At 38.7% G+C, this 26,258-nt stretch carries 18 protein-coding genes; 10 read left to right on the top strand and 8 right to left on the bottom strand.

The window, feature by feature from the left end:
• Window positions 1–96: 96 nt before the first annotated feature.
• Both MED217_RS11730 and kbl read left to right on the top strand, forming a co-directional pair.
• Window positions 97–1,059 carry an NAD-dependent epimerase/dehydratase family protein gene (locus MED217_RS11730; protein WP_009780744.1) on the top strand — a complete coding sequence of 321 codons (963 nt, stop codon included), beginning with the start codon at window positions 97–99 and terminating at the stop codon, window positions 1,057–1,059.
• 10 nt (window positions 1,060–1,069) lie between these two features.
• Window positions 1,070–2,257, top strand: coding sequence for a glycine C-acetyltransferase (gene kbl, locus MED217_RS11725; protein ID WP_009780743.1), 1,188 nt, complete (start codon window positions 1,070–1,072; stop codon window positions 2,255–2,257).
• A gap of 81 nt (window positions 2,258–2,338) precedes the next feature.
• Here the strand turns inward: kbl and MED217_RS11720 are convergent, their stop codons facing one another.
• The 3 genes from MED217_RS11720 to MED217_RS18555 form a co-directional block, all read right to left on the bottom strand.
• On the bottom strand, window positions 2,339–3,667 hold the full coding sequence (locus MED217_RS11720) for a rhamnogalacturonidase (protein WP_009780742.1): 1,329 nt from the start codon (window positions 3,665–3,667) through the stop codon (window positions 2,339–2,341).
• A gap of 211 nt (window positions 3,668–3,878) precedes the next feature.
• A complete protein-coding gene (locus MED217_RS11715; RefSeq protein ID WP_009780741.1) occupies window positions 3,879–4,910 on the bottom strand; it encodes a LacI family DNA-binding transcriptional regulator in 1,032 nt (343 codons plus the stop codon).
• Window positions 4,911–5,076: 166 nt separating this feature from the next.
• Window positions 5,077–5,517: a hypothetical protein gene (locus MED217_RS18555; protein WP_009780740.1), complete on the bottom strand. Its 441-nt coding sequence runs from the start codon at window positions 5,515–5,517 to the stop codon at window positions 5,077–5,079.
• Between the two features lie 86 nt (window positions 5,518–5,603).
• On the opposite strand from MED217_RS18555, the gene MED217_RS11705 reads away from it, so the two are divergent.
• Window positions 5,604–6,635 carry an LLM class flavin-dependent oxidoreductase gene (locus MED217_RS11705; RefSeq protein WP_009780739.1) on the top strand — a complete coding sequence of 344 codons (1,032 nt, stop codon included), beginning with the start codon at window positions 5,604–5,606 and terminating at the stop codon, window positions 6,633–6,635.
• A 6-nt stretch (window positions 6,636–6,641) separates the two neighbouring features.
• On the opposite strand, the gene gloA2 is transcribed toward MED217_RS11705, so the two are convergent.
• Genes gloA2 through MED217_RS11690 form a run of 3 tightly spaced genes read right to left on the bottom strand, consistent with a single transcriptional unit; the run spans window position 6,642 to window position 7,677 of the window.
• On the bottom strand, window positions 6,642–7,025 hold the full coding sequence (gloA2, locus tag MED217_RS11700; protein ID WP_009780738.1) for an SMU1112c/YaeR family gloxylase I-like metalloprotein: 384 nt from the start codon (window positions 7,023–7,025) through the stop codon (window positions 6,642–6,644).
• 9 nt (window positions 7,026–7,034) lie between these two features.
• Entirely contained in the window at window positions 7,035–7,340 is a 306-nt protein-coding gene (locus tag MED217_RS19240) for a DUF6122 family protein (RefSeq protein WP_040532785.1), read from the bottom strand.
• Between the two features lie 13 nt (window positions 7,341–7,353).
• Window positions 7,354–7,677, bottom strand: coding sequence for a YbaB/EbfC family nucleoid-associated protein (locus MED217_RS11690; RefSeq protein ID WP_009780736.1), 324 nt, complete (start codon window positions 7,675–7,677; stop codon window positions 7,354–7,356).
• Window positions 7,678–7,790: 113 nt separating this feature from the next.
• Here MED217_RS11690 and MED217_RS11685 point away from each other — a divergent pair, with 113 nt between their 5' ends.
• The 5 genes from MED217_RS11685 to MED217_RS11665 all read left to right on the top strand — a co-directional run bounded on the left by MED217_RS11685 (window position 7,791) and on the right by MED217_RS11665 (window position 17,421).
• The gene (locus MED217_RS11685; RefSeq protein ID WP_009780735.1) at window positions 7,791–9,872 is read left to right on the top strand and encodes a S9 family peptidase; all 2,082 of its coding nucleotides are present in this window, start codon (window positions 7,791–7,793) and stop codon (window positions 9,870–9,872) included.
• Between the two features lie 85 nt (window positions 9,873–9,957).
• Entirely contained in the window at window positions 9,958–10,998 is a 1,041-nt protein-coding gene (locus MED217_RS11680) for a cysteate synthase (protein ID WP_009780734.1), read from the top strand.
• Window positions 10,999–11,107: 109 nt separating this feature from the next.
• Complete coding sequence (locus MED217_RS11675) at window positions 11,108–12,367, top strand: cysteate-C-fatty acyltransferase (protein WP_009780733.1); 1,260 nt, start codon at window positions 11,108–11,110, stop codon at window positions 12,365–12,367.
• A gap of 381 nt (window positions 12,368–12,748) precedes the next feature.
• Window positions 12,749–15,841, top strand: a complete 3,093-nt coding sequence (locus MED217_RS11670) for a SusC/RagA family TonB-linked outer membrane protein (protein ID WP_009780732.1) — start codon at window positions 12,749–12,751, stop codon at window positions 15,839–15,841.
• Window positions 15,842–15,852: 11 nt separating this feature from the next.
• Complete coding sequence (locus MED217_RS11665) at window positions 15,853–17,421, top strand: SusD/RagB family nutrient-binding outer membrane lipoprotein (RefSeq protein WP_009780731.1); 1,569 nt, start codon at window positions 15,853–15,855, stop codon at window positions 17,419–17,421.
• A 94-nt stretch (window positions 17,422–17,515) separates the two neighbouring features.
• Here the strand turns inward: MED217_RS11665 and MED217_RS11660 are convergent, their stop codons facing one another.
• Window positions 17,516–18,658 carry a TlpA disulfide reductase family protein gene (locus tag MED217_RS11660; protein ID WP_009780730.1) on the bottom strand — a complete coding sequence of 381 codons (1,143 nt, stop codon included), beginning with the start codon at window positions 18,656–18,658 and terminating at the stop codon, window positions 17,516–17,518.
• A 185-nt stretch (window positions 18,659–18,843) separates the two neighbouring features.
• On the opposite strand from MED217_RS11660, the gene MED217_RS11655 reads away from it, so the two are divergent.
• Window positions 18,844–21,216 (top strand): GAF domain-containing protein, encoded by a 2,373-nt coding sequence (locus MED217_RS11655; protein WP_009780729.1) that lies wholly within the window; start codon window positions 18,844–18,846, stop codon window positions 21,214–21,216.
• A 65-nt stretch (window positions 21,217–21,281) separates the two neighbouring features.
• On the opposite strand, the gene MED217_RS11650 is transcribed toward MED217_RS11655, so the two are convergent.
• Window positions 21,282–22,487, bottom strand: coding sequence for a Pycsar system effector family protein (locus MED217_RS11650; protein ID WP_009780728.1), 1,206 nt, complete (start codon window positions 22,485–22,487; stop codon window positions 21,282–21,284).
• A 57-nt stretch (window positions 22,488–22,544) separates the two neighbouring features.
• Here MED217_RS11650 and MED217_RS11645 point away from each other — a divergent pair, with 57 nt between their 5' ends.
• Complete coding sequence (locus MED217_RS11645) at window positions 22,545–26,255, top strand: metallophosphoesterase (RefSeq protein WP_009780727.1); 3,711 nt, start codon at window positions 22,545–22,547, stop codon at window positions 26,253–26,255.
• The last annotated feature ends 3 nt before the right edge of the window (window positions 26,256–26,258 follow it).

The following is a 26,258-nucleotide window of genomic DNA, read 5'->3' as shown; positions in this document are numbered from 1 at the left end:
TCAACAGAATAAAACACTTAGTTTTTTCTATTTAACAGATAATTAAAAGGTTGTTTCTGTCTGTTTTCTAATTTTATATTGAAAAATTGATAGGATATGAGCACACCTAAAATATTGATTACCGGAGCTTTTGGTCAGCTGGGAACAGCTTTAACTGAAGCTTTAATATACAAATACGGAAGCGAAGCCGTTGTTGCAACCGATCTAAATATTCGGGACGAATTCAATTGCGAGACCTTAACGCTCGATGCGACTAATCTTGAAGCCATGGATAAGGTGGTACGCAATCATCATATTACTCAAATTTACCATTTGGCAGCGGTACTTTCAGCGAAGGGAGAACAGCAACCTTTAAAAACTTGGGATTTAAACAATACCACATTTTTTAATGTTTTAGAGGCTGCACGTTTGAATGACGTTCAGAAAGTATTTTTCCCAAGTTCGATTGCTGTTTTTGGTCCAGATGCTAGACAGGAACACGTAGCTCAGGATTTTGGTCTCAATCCGACTACCGTTTACGGTATTAGCAAAGTAGCCGGAGAGCACTGGGCACGATATTATAACGCAAAATATGATATGGATGTTCGTTGCCTGCGCTATCCCGGTTTAATTAGCTATCAGTCGTTACCCGGCGGCGGAACTACAGATTATGCTGTAGATATTTTTCATAAAGCCATTAATAATGAGGAATTTGTTTGTTATCTTAAGCCTGATACACAGCTTCCTATGCTCTATATGGACGACGCGATAGATGCTACCATTAGAATGATGGAAGCGTCAAAACGCGATATCAAGACCGTAGGTTATAACATTCAAGGAGTGAGTTTTTCCCCAGAAATTATCGCTGCAGAAATCAAGAAAACATTTCCTGCTTTTGAGGTGACCTATCAACCAGATTCCCGTCAACAAATTGCAGAAAGCTGGCCGATTTCTTTAGACGATACTTGTGCCAGAGAAGAGTGGGGTTGGGAGCCCAGTTACGATCTAAAGCGTATGACCGAAGAGATGATCTATCGTCTGGAGTTAAAAAAAAATAGAAACCTGAGCGTTTTCGCCTAAAAATAAAATCATGTTTACATCTGTAAGAGAAAGTATACAACACGAATTAGAAGAGATAAAAGAAGCTGGTCTTTATAAAGAAGAACGCATCATTACTACACCACAGCGTGCTGAAATCAATACGCAGCAGGGGAGTGAGGTGCTTAACTTTTGTGCTAATAACTACTTAGGACTTTCAGCACATCCTGACATCATTAATGCGGGAATTGAAGCCATTCAAAGTCACGGGTTTGGACTTTCTTCAGTGCGTTTTATCTGTGGGACTCAGGATATTCATAAAGAGTTAGAGCGTAAGACCGCTGAGTTTTTAGGGATGGAAGACTGTATCCTGTATGCTGCGGCATTTGATGCAAATGGAGGTGTTTTTGAACCTATTTTGACGAAAGAGGACGCGATCATTTCAGACGAATTGAATCACGCAAGTATCATAGACGGAATACGTTTGTGTAAAGCAGCGCGTCACCGTTATAAGAATAATGATATGGAAGCGCTTGAGGAAGAATTGAAAAAAGCTTCAGGAGCGCGTAGAAAATTGATTGTAACCGATGGGGTGTTCTCAATGGACGGTACCATCGCACAGCTGGATAAAATTTGTGACCTGGCAGAAAAATATGACGCAATGGTAATGGTAGACGATTGCCATGCCACAGGATTCATTGGTGAGAGCGGTAAAGGAACTCATGAGTATAATAAAGTAATGGGTCGCGTAGACATCATTACCGGTACTTATGGAAAAGCCCTTGGCGGAGCCTCGGGCGGTTTTACCGCAGCTCGCAAAGAAATTGTTGATATGTTGCGTCAAAAATCAAGACCTTACTTATTTTCAAACACTCTGGCACCGGCAATTGCGGGAGCTTCGATCAAAGCGATCGATATGCTTAGCGAGTCTGGTGACTTGATCAAAAAAGTGCAAAATAACGCGAAGCGTTTTAGAAAAGAAATGACCGATGCTGGTTTTGACATTATCCCGGGAGAGCATCCTATTGTGCCTATAATGCTTTATGATGCAAAACTAGCTCAGGAGTTTGCAGCTCGATTATTGGACGAAGGTATTTATGTTATTGCCTTTTTCTATCCGGTGGTGCCTAAAGAAAAAGCACGTATTCGTGTACAGCTTTCTGCAGGTCACGAGGATGAGCATATTACAAAAGCTGTAGCTGCTTTTACTAAAGTAGGTAAAGCTTTGGGTGTTATCTAAGATACAACAACACACTATTGAAATAAAAAACCTCACGCCAAAGGCGTGAGGTTTTTTTATTTTTAAGTCAATACTTTGATCTTATTTGGTCTTAACATCAACATTATCCAGCTTCAGGTTTGCAATATTTTCAGTGTTGTCAAGCATAGCATTTGAGGTTTTTAACTTGATGTTTTCAAACGAAAAATTAGAAAGCTCATATTGATCTGAGGTTTCAATATTAAAGCCCATTTCACAATCGAGCTTGATGTTTCTCATGGTGATATTATTGGCTTGAGAAGTGATCATATCTTTTTCCCCTTTGAGGTTGAAAAATTGCGTCCAAGGTTTAATTAAGATCATACTTCTTACGCTTCCTTTTATGTCCTCAATAGTTATGTATTCATAGTGCTGGGGAGTGTCAGGACGCATTTTAAGCCAAAAAATACGATGTGCAGTATCTACAGTACTTCTACGGAAAATGATGTTATAATTGTGAATAGATTCACTTCCGCAAGTCAATGCACTGTGGCAAAAACCATAGGTGTTATCTTCGATGATGATATTTCGGTTTTCACCATTGTCTGGATCTTCGTCAGCGTGCGGACCTTTCCCGCCTTTTAAAGCCACTGCATCGTCATTAACGGCCATGTAACAATTTTTGATCAACATATTTTGGCAGGCATCAATATCTACTGCATCGGTACTTGGTGCTTTTACAGGTTCTTTGGGAGAAGTGATATGCAGGTTTAAAAGTTTGATGTATTCACTTTTGTAATAATGCGTTGTCCAGAAAGGAGAGTTTTTCAGTTTGATATCAGAAATTTGAACGTTTTTACAATGAGAAATGTAAACCAGACGCGGGCGCATTTCATCTTTATTAGTACAATCAGGATTCCACTCCCGTCTTAGCCAGAAAGCTTTCCAGTAACGCAGACCGTTTCCATCTAAGGTTCCTTTTCCTGAAATGGTAAAGCCGTCAATACCGTCGGCATTTACAAGAGCGGGAAAATACTTGCCGGTTTCCCCTTCAATACGGGTCACCACAACAGGGAAATCGCTGATATCGTCACTTCCTTTTAGAACTCCATTTTCTTCAAGATATAAGTGTGTGCCCTGTTTAAAGAAAAGAGCACCGCTTAAAAAAGTACCTTCGGGCACAATGATAACGCCTCCACCTTGCGCGTAAGCAGTGTCAATAACTGCCTGGATTTTTTCAGTTTGAATAAGCGTGCTGTCTTTGATTACACCATAATCGGTAAGTGTATACTGTTTACCTAAGGTAGCAATATCGGTAGGCGTGGTGTCGTGAAACCATTCTGGAATAATACTTCCGTCAGGAAATTTATCCTGAGCAAAAGCACCGAAAGGCAGCACTAGTGTTAAAATTAATAAAGTATTTAGCGTGTAACTCTGGAGTGATTTCATCATATTTTTTACAATTCGATAGCATTTAAAAGTATTCATATATATCGATATAGTAATCCTGCGGTGTCCTGCAACGTTCAATGTATTGTAAAGTCAAAGCGATACTGCTACGAGGCTTATTTTGATGTAGTTTACTAAATGTAACTGAATTAAAAAAGAAGCGCCGTTCTCCTATTATGGAGTAACGACGCACTTTTTGAGGCAAACATTAAAGTTAAAGCTTGGTTGTCTTAGGTTGTGAAGACTCCCGGGCTACCAGTGTTCCTTTTAAGGTTAGATACTCTGGTTTTGTATCTTTTTCTTTTAGCTTCTTAAGCATGATGCGCATAAGTTGTTCAGCCATTTCTTCAATAGGCTGTGCAAAGGCACTGATGGTAGGAGAATACATTTCAAAAAATCCGCTATCGTCAAAGCTGATGATACCCAGTTTATTGATGAGATTAGGGTCTATTTGATGAATGCCTTTTAGGCCGCTTTGCGATAGGTAGTTTGTGGCAAAGAAAATCGCGTCTATGTTGCTATGTTCTTTGATAAAATTTTTAAGCTTTTCTCGAGATTCAGTAACTGCCGTGGTATTAAACGGTAATTTGAGCGTGATTTCATTTAAACCGGCTTCTTCAATTGCAGCGCGATAACCCGCTTCCCGATCTTGCATTTGACCTTGATCGAGATCTACGGTAATGTAGGCGATATTTTTATATCCGGAATCAATGAGATGTTTGGTTGATGTTTTTGCTCCTTCAAAGTTATTGATGACTACATAATCTGTTTTTAGCGAAGGTATTTTTCGGTCAAAAAGTATAACCGGAGTTTCGTGCTCCATCAGGTGTTTAATATCATCTTCAATACCTAATGGAGGAACTATAATAAAACCATCAACTTGGCGCTCGTGAAAAAGATGAATGAGATCTTGAGTGCGTTTTAAATCGTTTTCGGTACTGCAAAAAAGTACACGGTAATCATTTTTATAAGAAATGTCTTCAATGAGTCGTCCTACCTTTGAAAAGAAATGGTTGCTTATATCTTCAACCATAAAAACCAAAACTCGTGTACTTCCTGTACGTAGGCTTCGGGCAACAAGATTAGGTTTGTAATTGATCTCTTTAAGGTAAGCTTCTACCTTAGCAATAAGTTCTTTTGATATTTTTTTTTCTTCTCCTTTTCCGTTTAAAACAAACGAAACAGTAGTTGTAGAGACGTTTAAAACTTCTGCAATGTCCTTAAGAGAAGGTCTTTTTTTCTTCATAGATAAGCTGAGGTGATTATTTTAAATAAAATTACCCAAAATGCTGTAAATCCAGTGTATAGAATTTTTAAATGTATGTTTCACACTAAATCGATTCAGCAATAGCAATAGCTGCGCGCGATTGGCTAAATACACTTAGTGGTTTCAGACTTGTATAAAAATAGCATCAATTTGCACATTGATTTTTAGTAAGTGTGATGTCGCCGTTATAATTTAGGTCTGAAGCATTTTTAAAAGCCATCATTTTCCCAGACGAAGTAACCTCGCCGAACCCTTCAATAAGTTGGTCGCCGTCAATCTTAAAAGCAACTTGACGTGTACTTTCAATTCCTTCAGAAATAAAGGTGTAGGTACCAAGAATAATATTTTGATCTATTGAGCCACTAAAACTACCAGAATTTCGGTCTTTTTCTGCGTAATTATAAATAAGTGTTCCTTGTACCATAGGATCTACACGGGTGACTTGAAAGGTGATGTTTGAATTTTCATCAGAATACCCATAGCAACCTACACTAATCGGAAAGTTTGAAGCAGGTGTTTTTGAAGTATTTTGTTTACAACTTATTAGTAGTGTGAAGGCTAGAGCGAGATAGAAAATTTTTCTCATGGTGTAGTTATTTATAAAGACAGTCAGCGTACAAAATCAGGAAGATTTCTACGTAAGGATGCTTCTTATGTAGAGACTAAATTTTTATGAAAAATACAAAGAATACTACGTTGTCCTCTATAAAATATTCAGTTTTAGATCTCGTGCCTATTGTAGAAGGCATCACTGCAAAAGAAGCTATTGCACGCAGTTTAGATTTAGCACAGCATGCAGAGCAGTTTGGTTACCACAGGTTTTGGATTTCTGAGCATCACAATATGGAAAGTTTAGCCAGTGCATCCCCGGTAATTCTTATCAGTCATGTGGCGCAGGGAACAGAACGTATTCGTGTGGGTTCTGGCGGAGTAATGCTTCCCAATCATGCTCCATTAGTTGTAGCAGAGCAATTTGGGACGTTGGCCACAATTCACCCTAATCGTATTGATCTTGGTTTAGGCCGAGCGCCGGGAACCGATCAACGTACAGCGATGGCATTGCGAAGATATCAACAGGAAACGGTGCAAGATTTTCCTAATAATATCAATGAGTTGCAAATGTATCTTTCAGAAGAAAACAGTACCGAAGCCGTACGAGCAACACCGGGAGAAGGGCTTGATATTCCGTTGTATTTATTGGGTTCGAGTACTTTTAGCGCTCAGCTTGCCGGTAAAAAGGGGTTACCCTACGCCTTTGCAAGTCATTTTGCACCCACTCATTTGCACGATGCATTACGTTTATATCATCAAAACTTTCAACCTTCTGCCCAGTTAGATAAACCCTATACTATGGCTTGTCTCAATATCATCGCTGCAGATACAGATGAGGAGGCAGAATACCTTGCAACCAGCGCAAAGAAATTTATGTTGGGTGTGATCCGTAATACAAGAAAACCATTGCCACCACCGGTGCAAAGTATGGACGGAGAATGGAGCACTATGGAACGTATGCAGATCGAAAAAATGATGTATTACAGTTTTATAGGTTCTAAAGAAACTATTGCTGAAGGATTAAAAGCCTTTGTTGAAGAGACACAGGTGAATGAAATTATTGTCATCGCCAATATTTATGATCAGGAGGCGCGTTTAAAGTCTTATAAACTGGTAAGCGAAGTTTTTGATGCTATAGAAGTACCGGTTTAAGCGGGATCAAATTTCATATAGTTCCAGTGGTAACTGGTCTGGATCTTCAAAAAAGGTAAAGCGTTTTCCGGTAATTTCATCAACGCGAATGGCTTCTGTAGTAACGCCTTTTGCATGGAGTTCTTCAATGGCTGATTCAATGTTGTTTACCGAGAATGCCAGATGCCGCAAGCCTTGCGCTTCAGGGCGTGAAATCCGTTGCGGTGCATTAGGAAACGAAAATAATTCAATAATATAGTTGCCGTTTAAAGCCAGATCAAGCTTGTATGATTTTCGTTCCTCGCGAAAGGTTTCTTTAATGATCTCTAGGCCTAAAACTTCAGTATAAAAAGTTTTAGATGTAGAATAGTCTGAGCAGATGATTGCAATGTGGTGAATGTTTTGAAGCATAAAATAAAATTACCAAAGACAGTCTTGAAAATCGGTAAGCATATGAAATAAAAGTCCGATGGCGATTACTCTGCATTTTGGAATAAAAAACAAGATACAATAGCCGGCGATGGCCCAATAGGAGTGAAGCGGATGAAAATTGATACTGCACCTATCGGGATCAAATATAGGACTGGCCAGCAAATGATCCAAGTCAACAAACATAGTGGCGATCATAATTAACCAGGCTTTCACCCAATACTCAGGAAAAAATACCCGGGCAATTAACCCGGGTATAATAAAATGTAAGCTGTAATGTACAAGAGTTTGTAACAAACTAAAGCTTTACTTATTTAAACATATCAAGCCCGGGAATGTCTGGCATTCCTTCTTTTGCCACCGCAGCAAGCTCTTGGTCGTAGGTTGCTTTAGCTCTTGAAAGCGCTTTGTTCAACGTTAGAATAAGATAATCTTCCAGTTGCTCTTTGTCTTCAAGAAGCTCATCTTTAAAGTCTACTTTCTTGACTTGTCCTGCAACGCTCACGCTAACTTCTATAAGTCCATCGCTGCTTTTTTCATCTATATAAACACTTTCTAAACGTTTTTTTGTGTCTTCGGCTTTTTGCTGGGCCTCTTTGATCTTGCCCATCATTCCCATCATATCTCCAAACATAGTTTCAATTTTTAATTAATAGTTGTTTTGCAAATTTAGTGTGCATAATCGAGCTTAAGAAATTTAAAAAAATCTCGTTGATTGTAGCGATTACTGCTATTTTTGCGTTCTGTATGAAGAATCAATTAGAAGCCCTAAACGCGTCGGTTTTACCACCGGATGCCAAGCAAATACCTCACGAATTAGAAAAGCATGGTGATATTCGTATTGACGAATATTACTGGATGAATGAACGGGACCATCCTGATGTTATCGCTTATCTCGAAGCAGAAAATGCCTATTACGAGCAAATGACTGCGCATACAAAACCGTTACAGCAAAAGCTATTTGAAGAGATGAAAGCGCGCATTAAAGAAGATGACGCCAGCGTACCTTATAAATACAACGGTTATTGGTATTACACACGCTTTGAAACCGGTAAGAACTACCCGCTGTATTGCCGAAAAAAAGAAACGATGACTGCCCCAGAAGAGGTGATGTTTGATAATAATGAAATGGCTGAAGGCCATAGCTATTTCAAGCAAGCAGGTTATTCTGTTTCTGAAAATAACGAGATCGCTGTTTTTGGTATTGATACCGTAAGCCGAAGACAGTATGTGTTACAGTTCAAGAATTTAGTAACCGGCGAGCTTTACGATACTCGAATTGAAAATACAACCGGCAGAGCGATTTGGGCAGGAGATAATAAGACTATTTTTTATACGCGGAAAGATCCTCAAACGTTGCGTAGTAGTCAGATATTCAAACACGTTTTAGGGACTGATCCTTCAGAGGATGTTTTGGTTTTTGAAGAAGAAGATGAAACCTTTGACGTGGGCGTTTTTAAATCAAAGTCGAAGGAGTATATTTTTATAGGTGCTTCAAGTACGTTAACCACAGAATACCGTTTTACCGAAGCAAAAGGACCTGATTTTGGGTTTAAGGTGCTGCAAGAACGAACAAGAGGTTTGGAGTATAGTGTTTCGCATTTTAAGGGGCATTTTTACTTGGTTACCAATAAAGATGATGCGACCAACTTTAAGCTGATGAAAACTCCGGTTAGTCAAACTTCAGCAGATAATTGGGTTGATGTGATTCCGCATCGCGACGATACGCTTATAGAAGACGTAGAGATTTTTGAAGATTTTCTGGTTATCGAAGAACGCAATGACGGTTTGAACAAAATCAATATCAAGCGCTGGGATGGTACGGCAGATTATTATCTTCCATTTGATAGTGAGACTTATACTGCTTACAGTGGTATAAATCCCGACTTTGATACGCAGTATTTACGCTATGCGTTTAACTCACTTGATACGCCGCCCTCTGTAGTTTCTTTCAATATGATCACTAAGGAAAAGGAAGTGCTTAAAGAAGTTGAAGTTTTAGGAGGAAAATTTGATAAAGCCAATTACGAGTCTAAACGCATTTGGGCCACCGCCGAAGATGGTGTAAAGGTGCCTATTTCTTTAGTTTATAGAAAAGGAATAGAACTAGATGGAAGTAATCCGTTACTACAATATGCCTATGGAAGTTACGGGATCACCACAGATCCTTCATTTTCCACTTCTCGATTGAGTTTGCTTGATAATGGGTTTGTGTTTGCCATAGCCCATATTCGCGGCAGTGAGTATCTAGGAAGAAATTGGTACGAAGACGGGAAATTGCTTAAAAAGCGTAACACGTTTACCGATTTTATCGCCTGCTCAAAACATTTGATCTCAGAAGGCTATACCAGTGAGAAAAACCTTTATGCTTATGGTGGTTCTGCTGGTGGTTTACTTATGGGCGCAATCTTGAATATGGCTCCGCAGTTGTATAACGGTGTGATCGCAGCAGTACCTTTTGTAGATGTGGTTACTACTATGCTTGATGACTCGATCCCACTTACAACTTCAGAGTATGATGAATGGGGAAATCCTAATGATAAGGAATACTATGCGTATATGAAATCTTACTCGCCTTATGATCAGGTAACGGTGCAAAATTACCCCAATATCTTGGTTACTACGGGGTATCACGACAGCCAAGTACAGTATTGGGAGCCTGCGAAGTGGGTTGCACGTCTGAGAGATAAGAATACAGCAGCCACAAAAATTTATTTTGAAACCAATATGGACGCAGGTCATGGCGGGGCTTCAGGACGTTTTGAAGCTTTAAAAGAGACTGCTAAAGATTATGCATTTTTAATTGATTTAGCAGGAAAAGCCAACTAAATCCAAATATTTCCCGTAAATTTGCAAGGTTTTAAATAACGGTTTTAGGAAATACTAAACGAGTACTCGAAACGATAATTCTTCTATGAAAGAACACCTTAACGTTTATAATGACGTCCTTCAGCTGGTAGGAAATACGCCCTTAGTACGACTTAACAGAATTACAAAAGACCTGCCAGGGTCTTATTTTGCAAAGGTTGAGGCGTTCAATCCGGGAAATTCTTCAAAAGATCGAATCGCGCTTTACATCATCGAAGACGCAGAGCGCAAAGGGATCTTAAAGCCGGGTGATACCATTATAGAAACAACATCAGGTAATACAGGTTTCAGTATTGCTATGGTGAGTATAATTAAAGGTTATAAGTGTATTTTAGCCGTTAGTTCAAAATCTTCAAAAGATAAAATCGACGCGCTACGCGCAATGGGGGCAAAGGTTTATGTGTGCCCGGCAAATGTGAGCGCAGACGATCCTCGATCTTATTACCAAGTGGCCAAGCGTCTACACAGCGAGACCAAAGGTTCAGTTTACATCAACCAATACTTTAATCAATTAAATGCAGATGCGCATTATGCATCTTCCGGTCCTGAGATTTGGAAACAAACCGAAGGTAAGATCACGCATTTAGTTGCCTGCAGTGGAACCGGAGGGACAATTTCGGGAACCGCTAAATATTTAAAAGAAAAGAATCCAAATATTAGAATTCTTGGTATAGACGCTTACGGAAGTGTGCTAAAGAAATACCACGAGACTCAGGAATTTGATAAAAACGAAATTTACCCATATCGTATAGAAGGTCTTGGTAAAAACCTGATCCCAACAGCTACCAATTTTGATGTGATAGACTACTTTGAGAAAGTTTCTGACGAAGATAGTGCACATACCGCACGTAGGATTGCAAAAACTGAAGGTCTGTTTGTGGGGTATACCAGTGGCGCAGCAGTGCAAGGAACGATCCAAATGGCAGAACAAGGGGAGTTTGATCAAGATTCTAAAGTGGTAATTATGTTTCCTGATCACGGCCGAAGCTATATGAGTAAAATCTATAGTGACGACTGGATGAATGAGCAAGGATTCTTTGACAGTCAAAACGAATTTGCAGCACAAAAAATAGAATTTATTAAATAGTACTTTTAAATTGTAGAAGTACAATAGAATTGAATAATCCTAAATTGGTAAGAAATTAGAATGAATAACAAAAAGTATGAGTAGAAGCTTTTTGTTGGAATATTGATGTATGAAAGACTTATTTGACAAAATTTATAAGGACAAAGGTCCTTTAGGAAAATGGGCAGCACAGGCAGAAGGATATTTTGTTTTCCCTAAGTTAGAAGGGCCTATTTCAAACCGTATGAAATTTCAAGGTAAAGACGTTATTACCTGGAGTGTAAATGATTATTTAGGACTTGCAAATAACGAAGAAGTTCGTAAAGTAGATGCAGAAGCTGCCGCACAATACGGTTCAGCATACCCAATGGGTGCGCGTATGATGAGTGGGCACACTTCATTGCACGAGCAATTGCAGGATGAACTTGCAGCATTTGTTAAAAAAGAAGCAGCTTACTTGTTAAACTTTGGTTACCAAGGGATGGTCTCTACGGTAGATGCATTGGTAGCTAAAGACGATATTATTGTTTATGATGTAGATGCTCACGCGTGTATTATTGACGGTGTACGTTTACATATGGGTAAACGTTTTACCTACAAGCACAACGATATTGAAAGTATCGAGAAAAACTTACAGCGAGCAACAAAACTTGCAGAGCAAACCGGAGGCGGAATCCTTTTGATTTCAGAAGGTGTATTTGGAATGCGTGGAGAGCAAGGGCGATTAAAAGAAATCGTAGCGCTTAAAGAAAAGTACAACTTTAGACTTTTTGTTGACGATGCGCACGGTTTTGGTACCTTAGGAGCTACCGGAGCAGGAGCAGGAGAAGAGCAAGGGGTACAAGATGGTATCGATGTATATTTTGCAACTTTTGCAAAATCAATGGCAAGTACAGGAGCTTTTATTGCAGCAGATCAAGAAATTATAGATTACCTAAAATATAACCTGAGATCACAGATGTTTGCTAAGTCATTGCAAATGCAGTTGGTTGTGGGAGCGTTAAAGCGTTTAGATATGTTGCGTTCTATGCCAGAGCTTCGATCAAAACTTTGGGAGAATGTAGACGCGCTTCAAAATGGTCTTAAAGCGCGTGGCTTTGATATTGGTACGACACAAAGTTGTGTTACGCCGGTATATTTAAAAGGAAGTATTCCAGAAGCGATGGCTCTTGTAAAGGATTTGCGTGAAAATCACGGCATTTTCTGTTCTATTGTGGTATATCCTGTAATTCCAAAAGGATTGATTCTTTTAAGATTAATACCTACAGCATCTCATACCTTACAAGATGTTGAAGAAACGCTTGATGCATTTTCAGCAATTAGAGAGCGTTTAGAAAACGGAACTTATAAAAGATTGTCTGCAGGTGTTCAAGCTTCAATGGAAGCATAATTCACCAAGGATAACAAAATGAGGAGCCTGATTTCGAAAGAAATCAGGCTTTTTTTATGTTTTTTTAGAATTCATCCTAAATAAGAAGCCCAATTCTCTCCCTTTTTGAATTGCGGATTTCTCACTCTTCAAGAGCGTTCGTTAGACAATTTATCAGGTATTGTGCAAATCGAAGTGATTCTTCGCTTGATAGATTTAAATCTATAAAAATGCTGTAATGTCGTTTAGGGTGTATTAGGGTTCCTTTATGCGAATTGTGACGTTATTAACCTATTCACAGATGTTATATGTCGAAATAGTTTCTTTTAACACAAATTTATAGACACCTTTAAGTTGTATTAAGTTTTTCATAACAATTAATTAACTCAAAATTCAACAAACATGAATGTGAAGGTAAAGTACATACTTGGGTTTGTTACACTGCTCTTTATGCAAGGCGTGGTGGCGCAAACCATTACCGGTAAGGTAACAGATAATACCGGCATGCCCCTACCCGGAGCAAATGTCATTGAAAAAGGAACGAGCAACGGTGCCTCAACAGACTTTGATGGTAACTACACTCTTGACTTAACAACTTCAGACGCGGTTCTTACATTTTCTTCTTTAGGTTTTACTTCTCAAGAAATTACTGTGGGAGATCAAACCGTTATTGATGTTCAATTACAAGAAGATGAGCAACAACTTGGTGAGGTTGTTGTAACAGCTTTAGGTATTAAACGAGAAAAGAAAGCGATCACGTATTCTGCGCAAAACGTAGAAGTTGATGAAGTTTCTGAAGCACGCTCGTTAAACGTTGCAAACTCGTTATCGGGTAAAGTTGCAGGTCTTAACTTTTCAACAACCTCAAACGGTGTAGGTAGTGCCTCAAGAATTACCTTACGTGGTAACAGATCGCTTACCGGGAATAACCAACCGCTCTATGTAGTAGATGGTGTGCCTATTAGTAATGGATCTGGAAACCGTAATTCTGATATAGATACGGGAGGTACAACTCAGCCAGATGGAATTTCAAACATCAATCCTGATGATATCGCAAGCATCAGTGTTTTGAAAGGTCCCTCGGCAGCTGCACTTTACGGTACACGTGCAAGTAATGGTGTGATTGTAATTACAACAAAATCAGGAAATGGAGCACAAGGAACAAGTATTACAGTTTCTTCAAACTTTATGGCATCTTCGGCATATAACTTATTGAACTTACAAAATGAGTATGGTCAAGGTACAAACGGAGAATATGTTCCTAATTCAAGCTCTAGCTGGGGTGGTAGACTTGATGGAAGTCAGGTAGAAGCTTGGCAACTTGTAAGAAATCCTGACTATGATGGCCCTGCTACATACGCTTATTCTCCACAACCGGATAACGTAATTGATTTTTATCAGACAGGTTATAATCTTGCAAATAGCCTCTCTATTACTACAGGAAGTGATAAAACACAGGCGTATTTCTCATATACCAATACAACTGCTGAAGGTATTGTAGGAGGAAACAAACTTAACAGACATAACGCAAACTTGCGTTTAAACAGTCAGCTTACAGATAGATTGTCTGTTGATGTTAAAACCAATTATATCGTACAGGATATAGATAACTTATTACGAACAGGTGAGGAGTCTATCGGTACATCAGCTTACTTATTACCACGTAGTATTGCTCACAGTCAATATCGTGATTTTGAATATTATGATGCTGAAGGGCAATTACAAACAAACTACTTTAGAGATGAGGTAGGTGCGCCAGGTGGTAACCCATATTGGTCTGCACTTAGAAATGATGCTCGTACAGATAGAAGAAACCGTTTTATAGGTTTAGCTTCGTTAAAGTATCAGTTTACCGATCATTTAAGTTTACAAGTGCGTACCGGTATCGATGATATGACAAATAAAACGTTTAGAAATCGTTATGCGACTAACGCCTTCAATAACAACTTAGGTGCTTACAGCGAATATTACGAAACTGTAAGAGAAATCAACAGTGACGCATTATTAGCGTATGAGAATAAATTTGGTGACTTCAGTTTAAATGTAAATGCAGGTGCAAACATGCTGAAGCAAACCAGTGCTTCTCTTACTTCTGGAGGTGTATTGAGCTTACGTAACTTCTTTGCTTTAGCTAACGTAGAAACTATCGGTTCATCTTCAACAAAGAGAGAAAAGGAGATTAATTCTGTTTACGGTTTTGCTCAGTTAGGGTACCAAAACAAATTATTCTTAGATGTTACGGCTAGAAATGACTGGTCTTCTACACTACCAGAAGAAAACCGTTCATTCTTCTATCCTTCTGTAGGTCTTTCTGGTATCATTTCAGAAATGGTAGAATTACCAGAATTTTTCACCTATGCAAAAGTGAGAGCTTCTTACGCAGAGGTAGGTAATGATACAGATCCTTATCAGTTAAGTCCACAGCTTTCTTACATCGGTGGTAACGGCGGTATGCTTTATGCCCAAACTACAGCAGCAAACCCTAACTTGATGCCAGAGATTTCAAATTCAGTTGAATTTGGTGCAGATGTACGTTTCTTAAGCAATAGATTAGGAGTTGATTTCACGTATTTCAAAACAAATACCAAGAATCAAATCTTCAGCATCAACACTCCGGAATCTTCAGGATATTCTAATGCAATCGTAAATGGAGGAGAAGTACAAAACAGTGGTATAGAAGTATCGCTTACTGCAACTCCAGTTGAAACTGAAAACTTCTCTTGGGATATTTTAGCAAACTATGCTTCATATGATTCAGAGATCGTTTCGATCTTTGAAGGAAGAGACGAACTTGTTTTAGGTCAAGGACGTTTAGTAAGAAGTAAAGTTGTTGTAGGTGGTCAATATGGTGACTTATACGTGCAAGGTTTCCAAAGAAACGATGCAGGAGAAGTTATCGTTAATGAAGCGGGTATTCCGTTAGCAACAAATAGTTTTGATGTTTATGGTGGTAACTTTAACCCAGACTGGACCGGTGGTCTTAAGAACAACTTTAGATACAAAGATTTCTCTTTAAGCTTCTTGATCGATATGCGTATAGGAGGTGATGTAATCTCATATACTCAAGCTAGACAAGCAGGTTTAGGGGTAAATGAAATGACTCTTGCAGGTCGTGAAAATGGTTTTGTTGTAGATGGTGTTGTAGACAATGGTGATGGTACATACTCACAAAACACAACAAATATTACGGCAGAACAGTACTGGACTGCTATAGGACAGCGTACTCCGGTAGCAGAGCCGTTTATTTTTGATGCAACAAACATTCGTTTAAGAGAATTGGTTTTAGGTTATGCAATGCCACAGCGTTTATTAGAGAACTCACCTTTCAAAAGTGTAAATATCTCTTTAGTAGGTCGTAACCTATTCTTCATTCTTAACGAAGCAGAATATTTTGATCCTGAGCAAGGAGCAGGTACCGGTAACCTTCAAGGTATAGAGTCTTTTAACATCCCTTCTACAAGAGATTATGGGGTTAGTGTGAAATTTGGATTTTAAAAAATAGCAAAATGAAAAAATACTTAAATATAAAAACAACAGCTGTTTCGCTTATGGTCGCATTGGCTATTGGGTGTACAGATGATTTTGACGAGATAAATACAAACGATAATACCCTAACAACAGATCAGCTTGACGCAAGTCTTGCAGGACCTGCATTTGCTTCGGCACAGTATGCCGGGACCCATAATGGTTCATATTCTTCTCCTGGAGTTGATGACCAAGGAACTTGGGGTATCGCGACAGGAATTATTTCTTCAACCTTCGTACAGTATATGAATACTGGTTTTAGTACCGAAAGAAATGCTTTTGGAGGCTATGAATCACGTGGATGGTTGAGATTTTATACCGTAGCAGTACCAGCATTGCAAAATGCAATGTTAGCAACTGAAGGTGACGATGAAGCGCAGGCAATTCTAAAAATCTGGAAGGTATTTATGTACAACCAGATGACAGATCATTACGGTCCTATTCCTTATACTGAAGCAGGTTCTGGAGCAGAGAGCGTTGCTTATGATTCTCAAAGTGAGATCTATGATGACTTTTTTGTTCTTCTAGATGAAGCAGACGCTGTATTGAGTTCAACTTCTGAGTCTACAGCCGGACTTTTTCAAACTTCAGATCGTATCTATAATGGAGATATTGAAAACTGGAGAACTTTCGGAAACAGCTTACGTTTAAGACTTGCTTTAAGAATTTCTGATGTAGATCCTCAAAGAGCACAAACACAAGCAGAATTGGCTGTAGCCAATGGAGTTATGGAAAGTAATGACGAGAGTGCATACTTTGCAACGAGTGATATTACTCCTAATAACTTAAATATGATCGTTAACAGCTGGGGTTATTTTATGACCGCTTCTATGGAGAGTATCTTAAAAGGATACGATGATCCAAGAATGGAAGTTTGGTTTGCACCTACTGAAGATGGAGAGTTTAGAGGTCAGCCTGCAGGAGGTTTAAATGACCAGTTTGGTACTACTGAATTCTCAGCATTTAACGATGATGTTTTAGGTAATGACTACAGAGAAACTAAACCTATCGAAATTTTAATGGCTGCTGAATGTTACTTAAACAGAGCAGAAGGAGCATTAAATGGATGGAATATGAACGGAAACGCAGAAAGCTTCTACGAGAGCGGTATCCGTTTATCTATGAACCAATGGAATATTACAGATTCTGCTGCGATTGATTCTTACATCGCAGGAAATTCTACTCCGGTTGTACCAGTAATTACAGAGTTATATCCTGATCTTGATCTGTATGACACACCTGTTGATCTACCGGTAAGCTGGTCTGCAAATGAAGCAGAACAACGCACGCAGATCGCTGTACAAAAATATCTTGCACTTTTCCCTGAATCTTGGGAAACCTGGGCAGATTTAAGAAGAACAGATGAGCAAGTGATCTATCCTCTTCTTTATACAGATAATCCTGATGCAGGAGTAGGTACATCATTGATGAAACGTGTGATCTATGTAACTAATGAGATCTCTTCAAACGGAGAAGCAGTTACTGAAGCGATCAACCTACTTGGAGGTCCTGATACCGGTGGTACCAGACTTTGGTGGGATGTGAATTAAGCATTCAATACTTAATATTGATATTTAAAAAAGCCCCGGATGAATATCCGGGGCTTTTCTATTTTTAAGTTTTCAAGCGTTTAGAAAGTGAAGATTAACCTTCTCCTAATAACTCCTGCATTTTAGCAACTAAGGCTTCACCGCGTAAGTTTTTATCAATAATGACGCCTTCAGCATCAATAAGATAGGTGGCAGGAATAGCAGTTACTCCATATTTACGAGCAACCGGATCTTGCCATTCCATAAGGTTAGATACGTGAAACCAGTCCATCTTATCGTTTTCTATAGCAGCAAGCCATTTATCTTTTGCAGAAGCACGGTCTAAAGAAACACTTATAATGTTTAAACCTTTATCGTGATATGTATTGTACACTGAAACTACATTTGGATTTTCTTGACGACAAGGTTTACACCAGCTTGCCCAAAAATCAATGATCGTATATTTTGATCCCATAGCATCTGCGAGAGCCAATTCTTCTCCTTCTGGAGTAGGGGCGGTAAATGCCGGAGCTTTATTTCCTATTTCTGCCTGAGCAGCCGCTGCTTCCTGAGATTTAAGTTTTGCGATCATCTCATTAAGACGCTTTCCTTTTTTGGTTTCTTTTAAAGAAGCATCAAGATTTTCAAATAATTCTTCAGCCTCGCTCGATTCAATAGCGCGGGTTCCTACAAGTTCAGAAAGACTGATAATGCTAATGAATCTATCAGGATGGTCTTTGATCAATTTTATACGTCTTCTGGTATCTGCCTCGTTAATTTGCTCAAACTCGTTGCGAATGATGTTAACCTTTGCGGTATCGCCATTTTGCATAGCGGCCATTCCTTCTTGTTGAAGCCTTTGCTTTTCATTGTTAGAGGTTACCACATCATCATAATATAATTTAAACACGTCGTTTTCTACGCCGCCATCAACTTCAGAAGTATATAAACTGTCTTTGTAGGCCTTTATAGAAATCTCTTCGTTTTCAGAAATAAAGAAAACATTACCACGAATTTTTTGAAAAGATAGTGCCATCAATTCTGAATTTTCAACAGGATCTTCAGTAAAACTGAATTTTCCATCTTTGATAACCGTGGTGTCAACGTTGAGAATTTGATTGTTGATGTCAATTTTTTGCAGGTAAACATAGGTCCCGTTATTGATGTCGGGTGTGGTTCCTGTAATTTTAAAATTTCCATCAGAACCACAGGATATAAGGAGCATTGTTGCTGCAAGTGCTAAAAAATATTTATTCATTATAGAGGTATTAAATTAGGCGTGCAATATACGGGATTTTGAGGTTTAATCGATGATCGGTCAATGCATTGAAAATAGGTTTAAGTTTTTATAGCCTGGCGTGTAAGTTTAAACCTTTGTTAAAGACCAATAGGTTCTAACGGGTTCCCAGCAATTTTAGTATTTTGATTAGAAATAAAAGGCTTATGGAAGATTTACAGGAGTTTCCACTGCAAGTACAACTGAGTTTCGCTAAGGTTTTAGAGGAATTTAAAAAGCGCATGAAACAGTCGCAAAATGAGGTCGCTAGAGAGTACCTCAAGTCGGTCTTGAACTATGCCGAAAGCTATCCAGAATTGATTGAAGGAATAGAAGATCCTGATAAGATTGACGAATATCAGGATATTTTAGGGACGCTTTTAGACAATCTATTTCCGGCAGCATTGACCAAGAATGAGATCAAAGCGGCTACGATGCCTTTTATGAATAAGATCTTTAATCCTACCAAGCGTTTTTCTGCAATTATGAATGATGCCGGTGAAGATTTTAGTCTTTCTATACGCAATCTTGATCCTGAATATTTTTATATCATAGGCTGTGTGATCATTCTGAATAGTTATTACAACTACGAGATCGATTTTAAACGTCCGCTTTTTTATGAAATTCCAGATAAAAATGGTGTGATGCGTACGTATAGAGCGTCGATGAATGCCGATTTTACCTTTTGCGAGCCTACCGAAAATTCTATTGAAATCACTCCTGAGATCGTAGATAAGCTTATAGAAAACGGTGATGACTTTGATATGTGGAAAGAATATTTTCCTCCAAAAAGCTGGATTCTTAAAGGGCTTACCATTTTAAATTTAACCGATGTTACGGTAGATGATTCAATTTCTGACTTAAAGAGTACGTTACTTTCTCAAAAAAACATCAAAACTGATGCTGAAAAGCAGTTTCAGAGTATATTCAGTTCGATCTTTAATATTCCAGATCTACAAGTTGGTTTTACCGAGTTTAATCAGGAAGACGACTGTTTTACTCGAATGAACGGCGGTGTAGGCTCTAGCTTTATTTTGAACGATAAGATGCGCACAGATTGTAGACAAAGTATGTGCGAGTGTTCTTATGACACTTTAATTAAAGACAAGAAGTATTTTACCATTGCAGATGTTGATGAGTATGCGCATAAGCATAGTTCAAATATGCTGGCAAAAAATTTACAAGCTCAAGGTATAAAGAGTTGTATTCTAGCTCCTGTGGCTAGAGGTAACGAACTTATGGCGGTGCTTGAGTTGGTCTCTACTAAGAAAAATGCACTTCATAGTCTTAATGCGACCAAGTTGGATGATGTGATGCCATACATTGTTTCAACGGTAGAACGTAAAAAGTTTGAGTTAGAAAACCGAATCAAAGCCGTAATCCAAAGTGAATGCACAAGTATTCATCCTAGTGTATTATGGATTTTTGAAGAGGAGGCTAAGCGTTTTATAGCCAATCAAAACCAAGGAAAATTTGCTGCGTTTAAGGATATTGCTTTTGAAGATGTTTATCCTTTATATGGTCAAATAGATATTGTAGGTTCGTCTGACGAGCGTAATAAAGCAATTCAGCAGGATATTTTGATTCAGTTGAAAATGGTTCATACTATTCTTGAATTAGCGATAGAAACAGCTCCGATGCCTATTTACGAGCAAGTAAAATTCAGGATAGAAGAATTTACAGAACAAATTACCGAGCGTTTGAATGCCAATAGTGAAAGCGAAGTGTTTGCTTTGCTCCAGGATGAAGTCAATCCGTTATTGAGTCATTTAAACACCAAAATCCCTGAACTTAAAAAAGCGATCGATAATTATAAAACTTCGATCAATAAAGATACGGGGTTGATCTATGAGAACCGCAAGAATTACGATGATACGGTACAGTTGATCAATCAAAATCTGGCAACGTTCTTAGACAGAAAACAACAAGAAGCACAACAGATTTTTCCACATTATTTTGAGCGTTACAAAACAGACGGTGTAGATCACAACATCTACATTGGTGCTTCAATGACGCCTAGTGATAAGTTTAATAAAGTATATCTCTATAATTTGAGATTGTGGCAGCTGTGCACGATGTGTGAAATGGAAAATCATTTTTACCACAAGCAGGAAGGGGCAGAGCTACAGCTTGATGCAGCTTCTTTAATTTTGGTTTTTAGTACTACGTTGTCTATTCGATATCGAATGGATGAAAAGAAATTTGATGTAGATGGAACGTACAACGCACGTTATGAAATCATCAAAAAACGCATCGACAAAGCGTTAGTAAAAGGAACCGAAGAGCGTATCACACAAAAAGGAAAAATTGCGATCATTTATTCTCAGGATGCAGATGCTGAAGAATACACGAGATATATCAATTACCTGCAGCGCAAAGAATATTTAGGTACCGAAGTAGAGTATCTAGAATTGGAAGATGTACAAGGTGTAGTAGGATTGAAAGCAATTCGTGTAAATGTATTATACACTTCTAAATTGCCTAGACAAAATGATGAAGAGACGATCACTTACGAAGATCTCATGGAAATCTTAGATTAATAAGCTCACGTTTACAAATTAAAAAAGCCCCGATTTTCGGGGCTTTTTTAATTTTGAATGCTGATTTAAATTAACCAAAATGCGATAATAAAACTTATTACCGAAACGATAATTCCAACCATAAAAACGGTATAGGTTTTTCTCAATAGCAGGTATTTCTTATTGAGCACCACACCGAGAAGGTATAAATCTTTTGTAAGCGCCTCGTAGATGTAATCTTTATCATAGATGATCTCATTGATCGCCCATTGATATTGATCATATTTCATTTTATGAAAATTCCCAAAGAAAAGGATGTTCACCTGTTTCTTCTTTACTTGCTCACGTGTAAACTCTCCTGAAGTTACATTGGGCCGTGTAGAAAGGATAGACATAATGATCGAAGCAACACTAAAGATCACAAGAATTAATGTTGGGATCAATAAGTGACGGTTACTTGGCGCATCTAGTTTTGGGATCATATTAGAAAGTGCCAGCGAAATAATAATCGCATTTACAGATAATAAAATGTTGGCTTTAGTATCTGCAATATCACTTAGTTTGATATGATTTCTTAGCGTAGTACGATATAGGGTTTGAACGCCACGATCTGGACTTTCATCTTTATATTTGGCCTTCAGTTTGGCTTTTACTTCTTCTTTTCGGTATTTTTTCTTCTTCTTTTTTTCTTTCTTAAGGAGAGAAATTAAATTCTCATCTTTTTGACTTTTCCAGTTGCGCGCTGCATAATCGGTATAAAATTTATGCTTGTGGGTAAACATTTGAATGTTTTCCTCGCGCCACTCTGCCGGAGAGAATTTTTTGGTTTCAGTCAACAGTAATTCTTGACGCAGAAACTCGCTGGTTTGTGCGTAATAATCTTTGGCAAAATGCGAATTATCGGCATCTTTTAAAATGCGCTCTAATTCGTTTTGAGGCTCAACACCCATTTTGGTCGAAGCGATAAGTTGCTCGACAAGTTCTTGAGTTTCGGCATCGATATTTTCCTTTGCCATATATTCCTTAGCGATCTCGACACTTGCTTTTTCGTGCCCGTCTCTAGTAACGGTATAACCGGTATCATGAAGCCATGCGGCTAGTATTAATGCCTCTTTCTGTTTAACATTAATTTGAGAATTTTCGATGATTTCCTTTGTACTTTTAACAACTCTCACAGTATGGTTGTAGTTGTGATAGAGATAACTGTTTGGAAGTTTTTCCTTGAAAAGTTCTAAAACAAACTGATCTGCTTTTGAAAAAGATTCTGTAGATTTTTCTGCTGTTTCAGCCATAGAGTATACTTGTTAAAGTAAGGAAAAATACGAAAAAGAATTTCCAAAATAATTTGCATGATAAAAAATAACATACTTCTAACACTTATTTTACTTCTGTTTTTTTCGGCTTGTGCAACCTATACTTCAAGGTATAAAGACGGCGTAGAGCAAGGGATTTACCCAACATCTAAGAAGGTTGACAGAACCTTTTATCTGTTAGGAGATGCAGGGAATTCTGAGATGGGTCAAAGTACAGAAGGCATTAAATTATTTAAGAAATTTTTAGACAAAGCAAATGATGATTCTTCATTTGCTATTTTTTTGGGTGATAATATTTATCCTGTGGGGATGCCACCAGAAGGCACTGAAGAACGTCCACTGGCACAGCACCGTCTAGATGCACAAGTGGAGACTTTTGACAACTACTCAGGAACTCCCATTTTTATTCCCGGAAACCACGACTGGTACAACGACCACTTGCACGGTTTAAATCGCGAAGAAGAATATCTAAAAGAGGTTACGGGGCTTGATGATATCTTTTTGCCAAAGGACGGCTGCCCGCTAGTGAGTTATGATATTAATGAATCGGTTCATTTGATCATTCTAGACACACAATGGTATCTTGAAGATTGGGATAAGAGCCCGAAGATCAATGACAATTGTGATAACATTAAAGACCGTGAAAAATTCTTTATAGAGCTTGAGGGGGAGATTAAAAAAAATCAGCAAAAAACGCTGGTTATAGCTATGCACCACCCAATGTATACCAATGGGGTTCACGGTGGGAAATTTGCAATAGACAAACATTTATTTCCTTCTCAACAAAAAATTCCTGTGCCTATTTTAGGTTCGCTCGTTACGCAGATCAGAACGCAAGGCGGTGTTTCTAAGCAAGACCGCTTTAATGAAAAGTATAACGAATTGATGAAGCGCATTCGTGTCCTGGGTCAAACACATAAGAAGATCGTTTTTGTTTCTGGTCACGAGCATGGCTTACAATATATAGAACATGATGAAGTGCGGCAGATCGTTTCAGGATCAGGTTCAAAATCATCTTATGCTTATTTGGGTAACGACGGACTTTTCAGTTCTGACTATGAGGGATTTGCGAAACTCGATATTTTTGAAGACGGTTCGTCCTGGGTTCAATATTACGGTACCAATCAGGAAACCGGTGAACCGGAGTTATTTTTTCAGCAAGAAGTCTATGCGCCTGATTCAATTGTAGATTATTCACAATTGCCTACAAGCTTTCCGCAGACGTTAAAAACCTCAGTTTATTCTATTGAAGAAACCCAGCGTTCAGATCTTTTTGAAAGTGTTTGGGGAGAACATTATCGCGAGGTTTATGGCAAACAAATAACAGCTCCAGTAGCACTTCTTGATACGCTTTATGGAGGATTGGAAGTTGTGCGTCCCGGCGGAGGACATCAAACGGTATCACTTCGTTTAAAAGATAAGAGTGGAAGAGAATATAATATGCGTGCCTTGCGTAAAAGCGCGGTTCAGTTTTTACAAAAGGTTATTCTGAAGGAAAATGCAGATATTGAAGAAGATCTTGACAATACACTACCGGAATCTTTAATACAGGATTTTTATACTTCTGCACATCCTTACGGAGCTTTTGCCATCCCAAGATTGAGCGAGGCCGCTCAAGTATTACACACGACGCCACGTCTTTATTATGTACCTAAGCAACCCGCTTTAGGTAAGTATAATGAAGATTATGGAGAGCAACTTTACATGATTGTAGAGCGACCAGCAAAGGAATATTCGGGAGCTACTTTTGCATATCCTGATGATATTGAAAGTACAGATGATATTCTTGATAAACTGCGTAGCGATGAAGAAAACATCGTAGATGAACAAGCTTATATACGCGCACGTATGTTTGATATGCTTGTTGGAGACTGGGATCGTCACAATGATCAATGGCGCTGGGCAGAATATAAAAATCAAAACGGAAAGGATGTTTTTATACCTATCCCAAGAGATCGGGATCAGGTGTTCACCAATTTTGACGGAGCGATTCTCGACATTGCACGAACACTTTTTGGTATGGCGAGACAATTTCAGGTCTATGATGAGAATCTTGACGATATGAAATGGTTTAACAACGCAGGGATTAAACTTGATCGGGCATTAGCCCAGCGCTCGGGAAGAGCGGTTTGGCACGACGAAGCGCAGTTTATAAAAGAGCACATCACCGATGAGATTATAGAAGAAGCTTTTAACGATTTGCCTCCGGAAGTACGAAGCGGGCAGTCTATAGATGAGATCAAGAAGAATCTTAAAGGGCGCAGAGATAATTTGGTAAGCATCGCAGATTCGTTTTATGATTATCTGGTAGAATTACAAATGGTCACCGGGACAGATAAAGATGATTATTTTGAGATTACCCGATCTGATGATCAAACGCACGTAAAGGTTTATAGAATTAAAGGGGGAGAAAAAGCAGATGTAATGCTTGACCGCACCTATTATTCTGATGAAACCAAACAATTATGGATTTACGGCCTTGATGATGATGATGTTTTTGAAGTGAAAGGAACCGGAGATAATCCAATTTTTATGCGAATTATTGGAGGGCAGAACAACGATATTTACCGCATCAAGAATGGAAGAAAGGTAAAAGTTTATGATCACGAAAGTCTACCCAATACCATTGAAGAGCGGGGTGGAGCAAACTTTAGACTTACCGATGTTTATGATTACAACACCTACGATTATCAGAAACAAATATTACGCACCAATGGAATAACACCTGCTTTTGGGTACAATCCAGACAATGGGATCAGTCTTGGTTTGACAGACGTTTATACCATTCAAGGCTTTAGACAAAACCCGTTCTCGCAACAGCATCGCTTTAAGATGTTATACTTTTTTGCAACAAGCGGACTGGATTTTAAGTATAGCGGTGAATTTGCAGGGATAATGAACGACTGGAATTTATCGCTAAGTGCGCGTTATACGACACCTAATTACGCCAGAAACTTTTTCGGCTACGGAAACGAGACCAGTAACAATGATGATGAACTGGGAATGAATTTTAATCGCGTGCGTTTAAGCAGGCTGGAAGCATCTGCCGGACTCTTGCGTAATTCAGATTATGGAAGCACTTTTTCTATACGTGGGCTTTTTGAAGGTATTGAGGTTGATAATAATTATTTGAGGTACATTGATATTGTTGATATCATAGAACAGGAAGAGCGTAAGTATTTTGCGACTCTTGATGCAAGTTATGAGTATCACAGTAAAGACAATGCACTGGCGCCCACCCGAGGTATGGATTTTGTTCTAAACGGCGGGTTTACCAACAGCCTTAGCGAGAGCGGGAAGCGTTTTGCTTACCTCAATCCTAGTCTGGGATTTTATAATGCAATAAGTGCCAACCGTAAATTGGTTTTAAAAACGACAGCACGCAGTCAGTTTAGATTTGGAGATAATACTGAGTTTTATCAGGCTGCAACCCTAGGGCAAGCAAATGGGTTACGCGGTTACCGTTTTGACCGTTTTACCGGAGAGCGTTCTTTTGCAGCTTCGGGAGATTTGCGATATGCCTTTAACACATTCAAGACCGGTTTTCTGCCGTTACAAATAGGTGTTTTTGGCGGTTATGATTTGGGTCGTGTATGGTCAGATCTGGATGAGGGGTCAGAGCGTTGGCACGATTCCTACGGCATCGGGTTTTGGGTAAATAGTGCAGATGCTTTGAGCGGTACATTTAACTTATTTAAGTCAAGCGAAGGGTATCGGGTTTCGTTTGGTTTTGGATTTAATTTTTAGAAT

The sequence above is a fragment of the Leeuwenhoekiella blandensis MED217 genome (genome assembly GCF_000152985.1).
In the GTDB taxonomy this organism is placed as follows: Bacteria; Bacteroidota; Bacteroidia; order Flavobacteriales; family Flavobacteriaceae; genus Leeuwenhoekiella; species Leeuwenhoekiella blandensis.
This window is presented reverse-complemented; position numbering and strand designations above follow the sequence as displayed.

Bases quoted from the DNA above. Each gene is read 5' to 3' on its own strand.
- MED217_RS11655 (WP_009780729.1), top strand. From the start codon at position 18,844: ATGGAAGATTTACAGGAGTTTCCACTGCAAGTACAACTGAGTTTCGCT.
- MED217_RS11720 (WP_009780742.1), bottom strand. From the start codon at position 3,667: ATGATGAAATCACTCCAGAGTTACACGCTAAATACTTTATTAATTTTA.
- MED217_RS11690 (WP_009780736.1), bottom strand. From the start codon at position 7,677: ATGTTTGGAGATATGATGGGAATGATGGGCAAGATCAAAGAGGCCCAG.
- MED217_RS11715 (WP_009780741.1), bottom strand. From the start codon at position 4,910: ATGAAGAAAAAAAGACCTTCTCTTAAGGACATTGCAGAAGTTTTAAAC.
- gloA2 (WP_009780738.1), bottom strand. From the start codon at position 7,025: ATGCTTCAAAACATTCACCACATTGCAATCATCTGCTCAGACTATTCT.
- MED217_RS18555 (WP_009780740.1), bottom strand. From the start codon at position 5,517: ATGAGAAAAATTTTCTATCTCGCTCTAGCCTTCACACTACTAATAAGT.
- MED217_RS11660 (WP_009780730.1), bottom strand. From the start codon at position 18,658: ATGAATAAATATTTTTTAGCACTTGCAGCAACAATGCTCCTTATATCC.
- MED217_RS11650 (WP_009780728.1), bottom strand. From the start codon at position 22,487: ATGGCTGAAACAGCAGAAAAATCTACAGAATCTTTTTCAAAAGCAGAT.
- MED217_RS11665 (WP_009780731.1), top strand. From the start codon at position 15,853: ATGAAAAAATACTTAAATATAAAAACAACAGCTGTTTCGCTTATGGTC.
- MED217_RS11680 (WP_009780734.1), top strand. From the start codon at position 9,958: ATGAAAGAACACCTTAACGTTTATAATGACGTCCTTCAGCTGGTAGGA.
- MED217_RS11645 (WP_009780727.1), top strand. From the start codon at position 22,545: ATGATAAAAAATAACATACTTCTAACACTTATTTTACTTCTGTTTTTT.
- MED217_RS11685 (WP_009780735.1), top strand. From the start codon at position 7,791: ATGAAGAATCAATTAGAAGCCCTAAACGCGTCGGTTTTACCACCGGAT.
- MED217_RS11675 (WP_009780733.1), top strand. From the start codon at position 11,108: ATGAAAGACTTATTTGACAAAATTTATAAGGACAAAGGTCCTTTAGGA.
- MED217_RS11705 (WP_009780739.1), top strand. From the start codon at position 5,604: ATGAAAAATACAAAGAATACTACGTTGTCCTCTATAAAATATTCAGTT.
- MED217_RS11670 (WP_009780732.1), top strand. From the start codon at position 12,749: ATGAATGTGAAGGTAAAGTACATACTTGGGTTTGTTACACTGCTCTTT.
- MED217_RS11730 (WP_009780744.1), top strand. From the start codon at position 97: ATGAGCACACCTAAAATATTGATTACCGGAGCTTTTGGTCAGCTGGGA.
- kbl (WP_009780743.1), top strand. From the start codon at position 1,070: ATGTTTACATCTGTAAGAGAAAGTATACAACACGAATTAGAAGAGATA.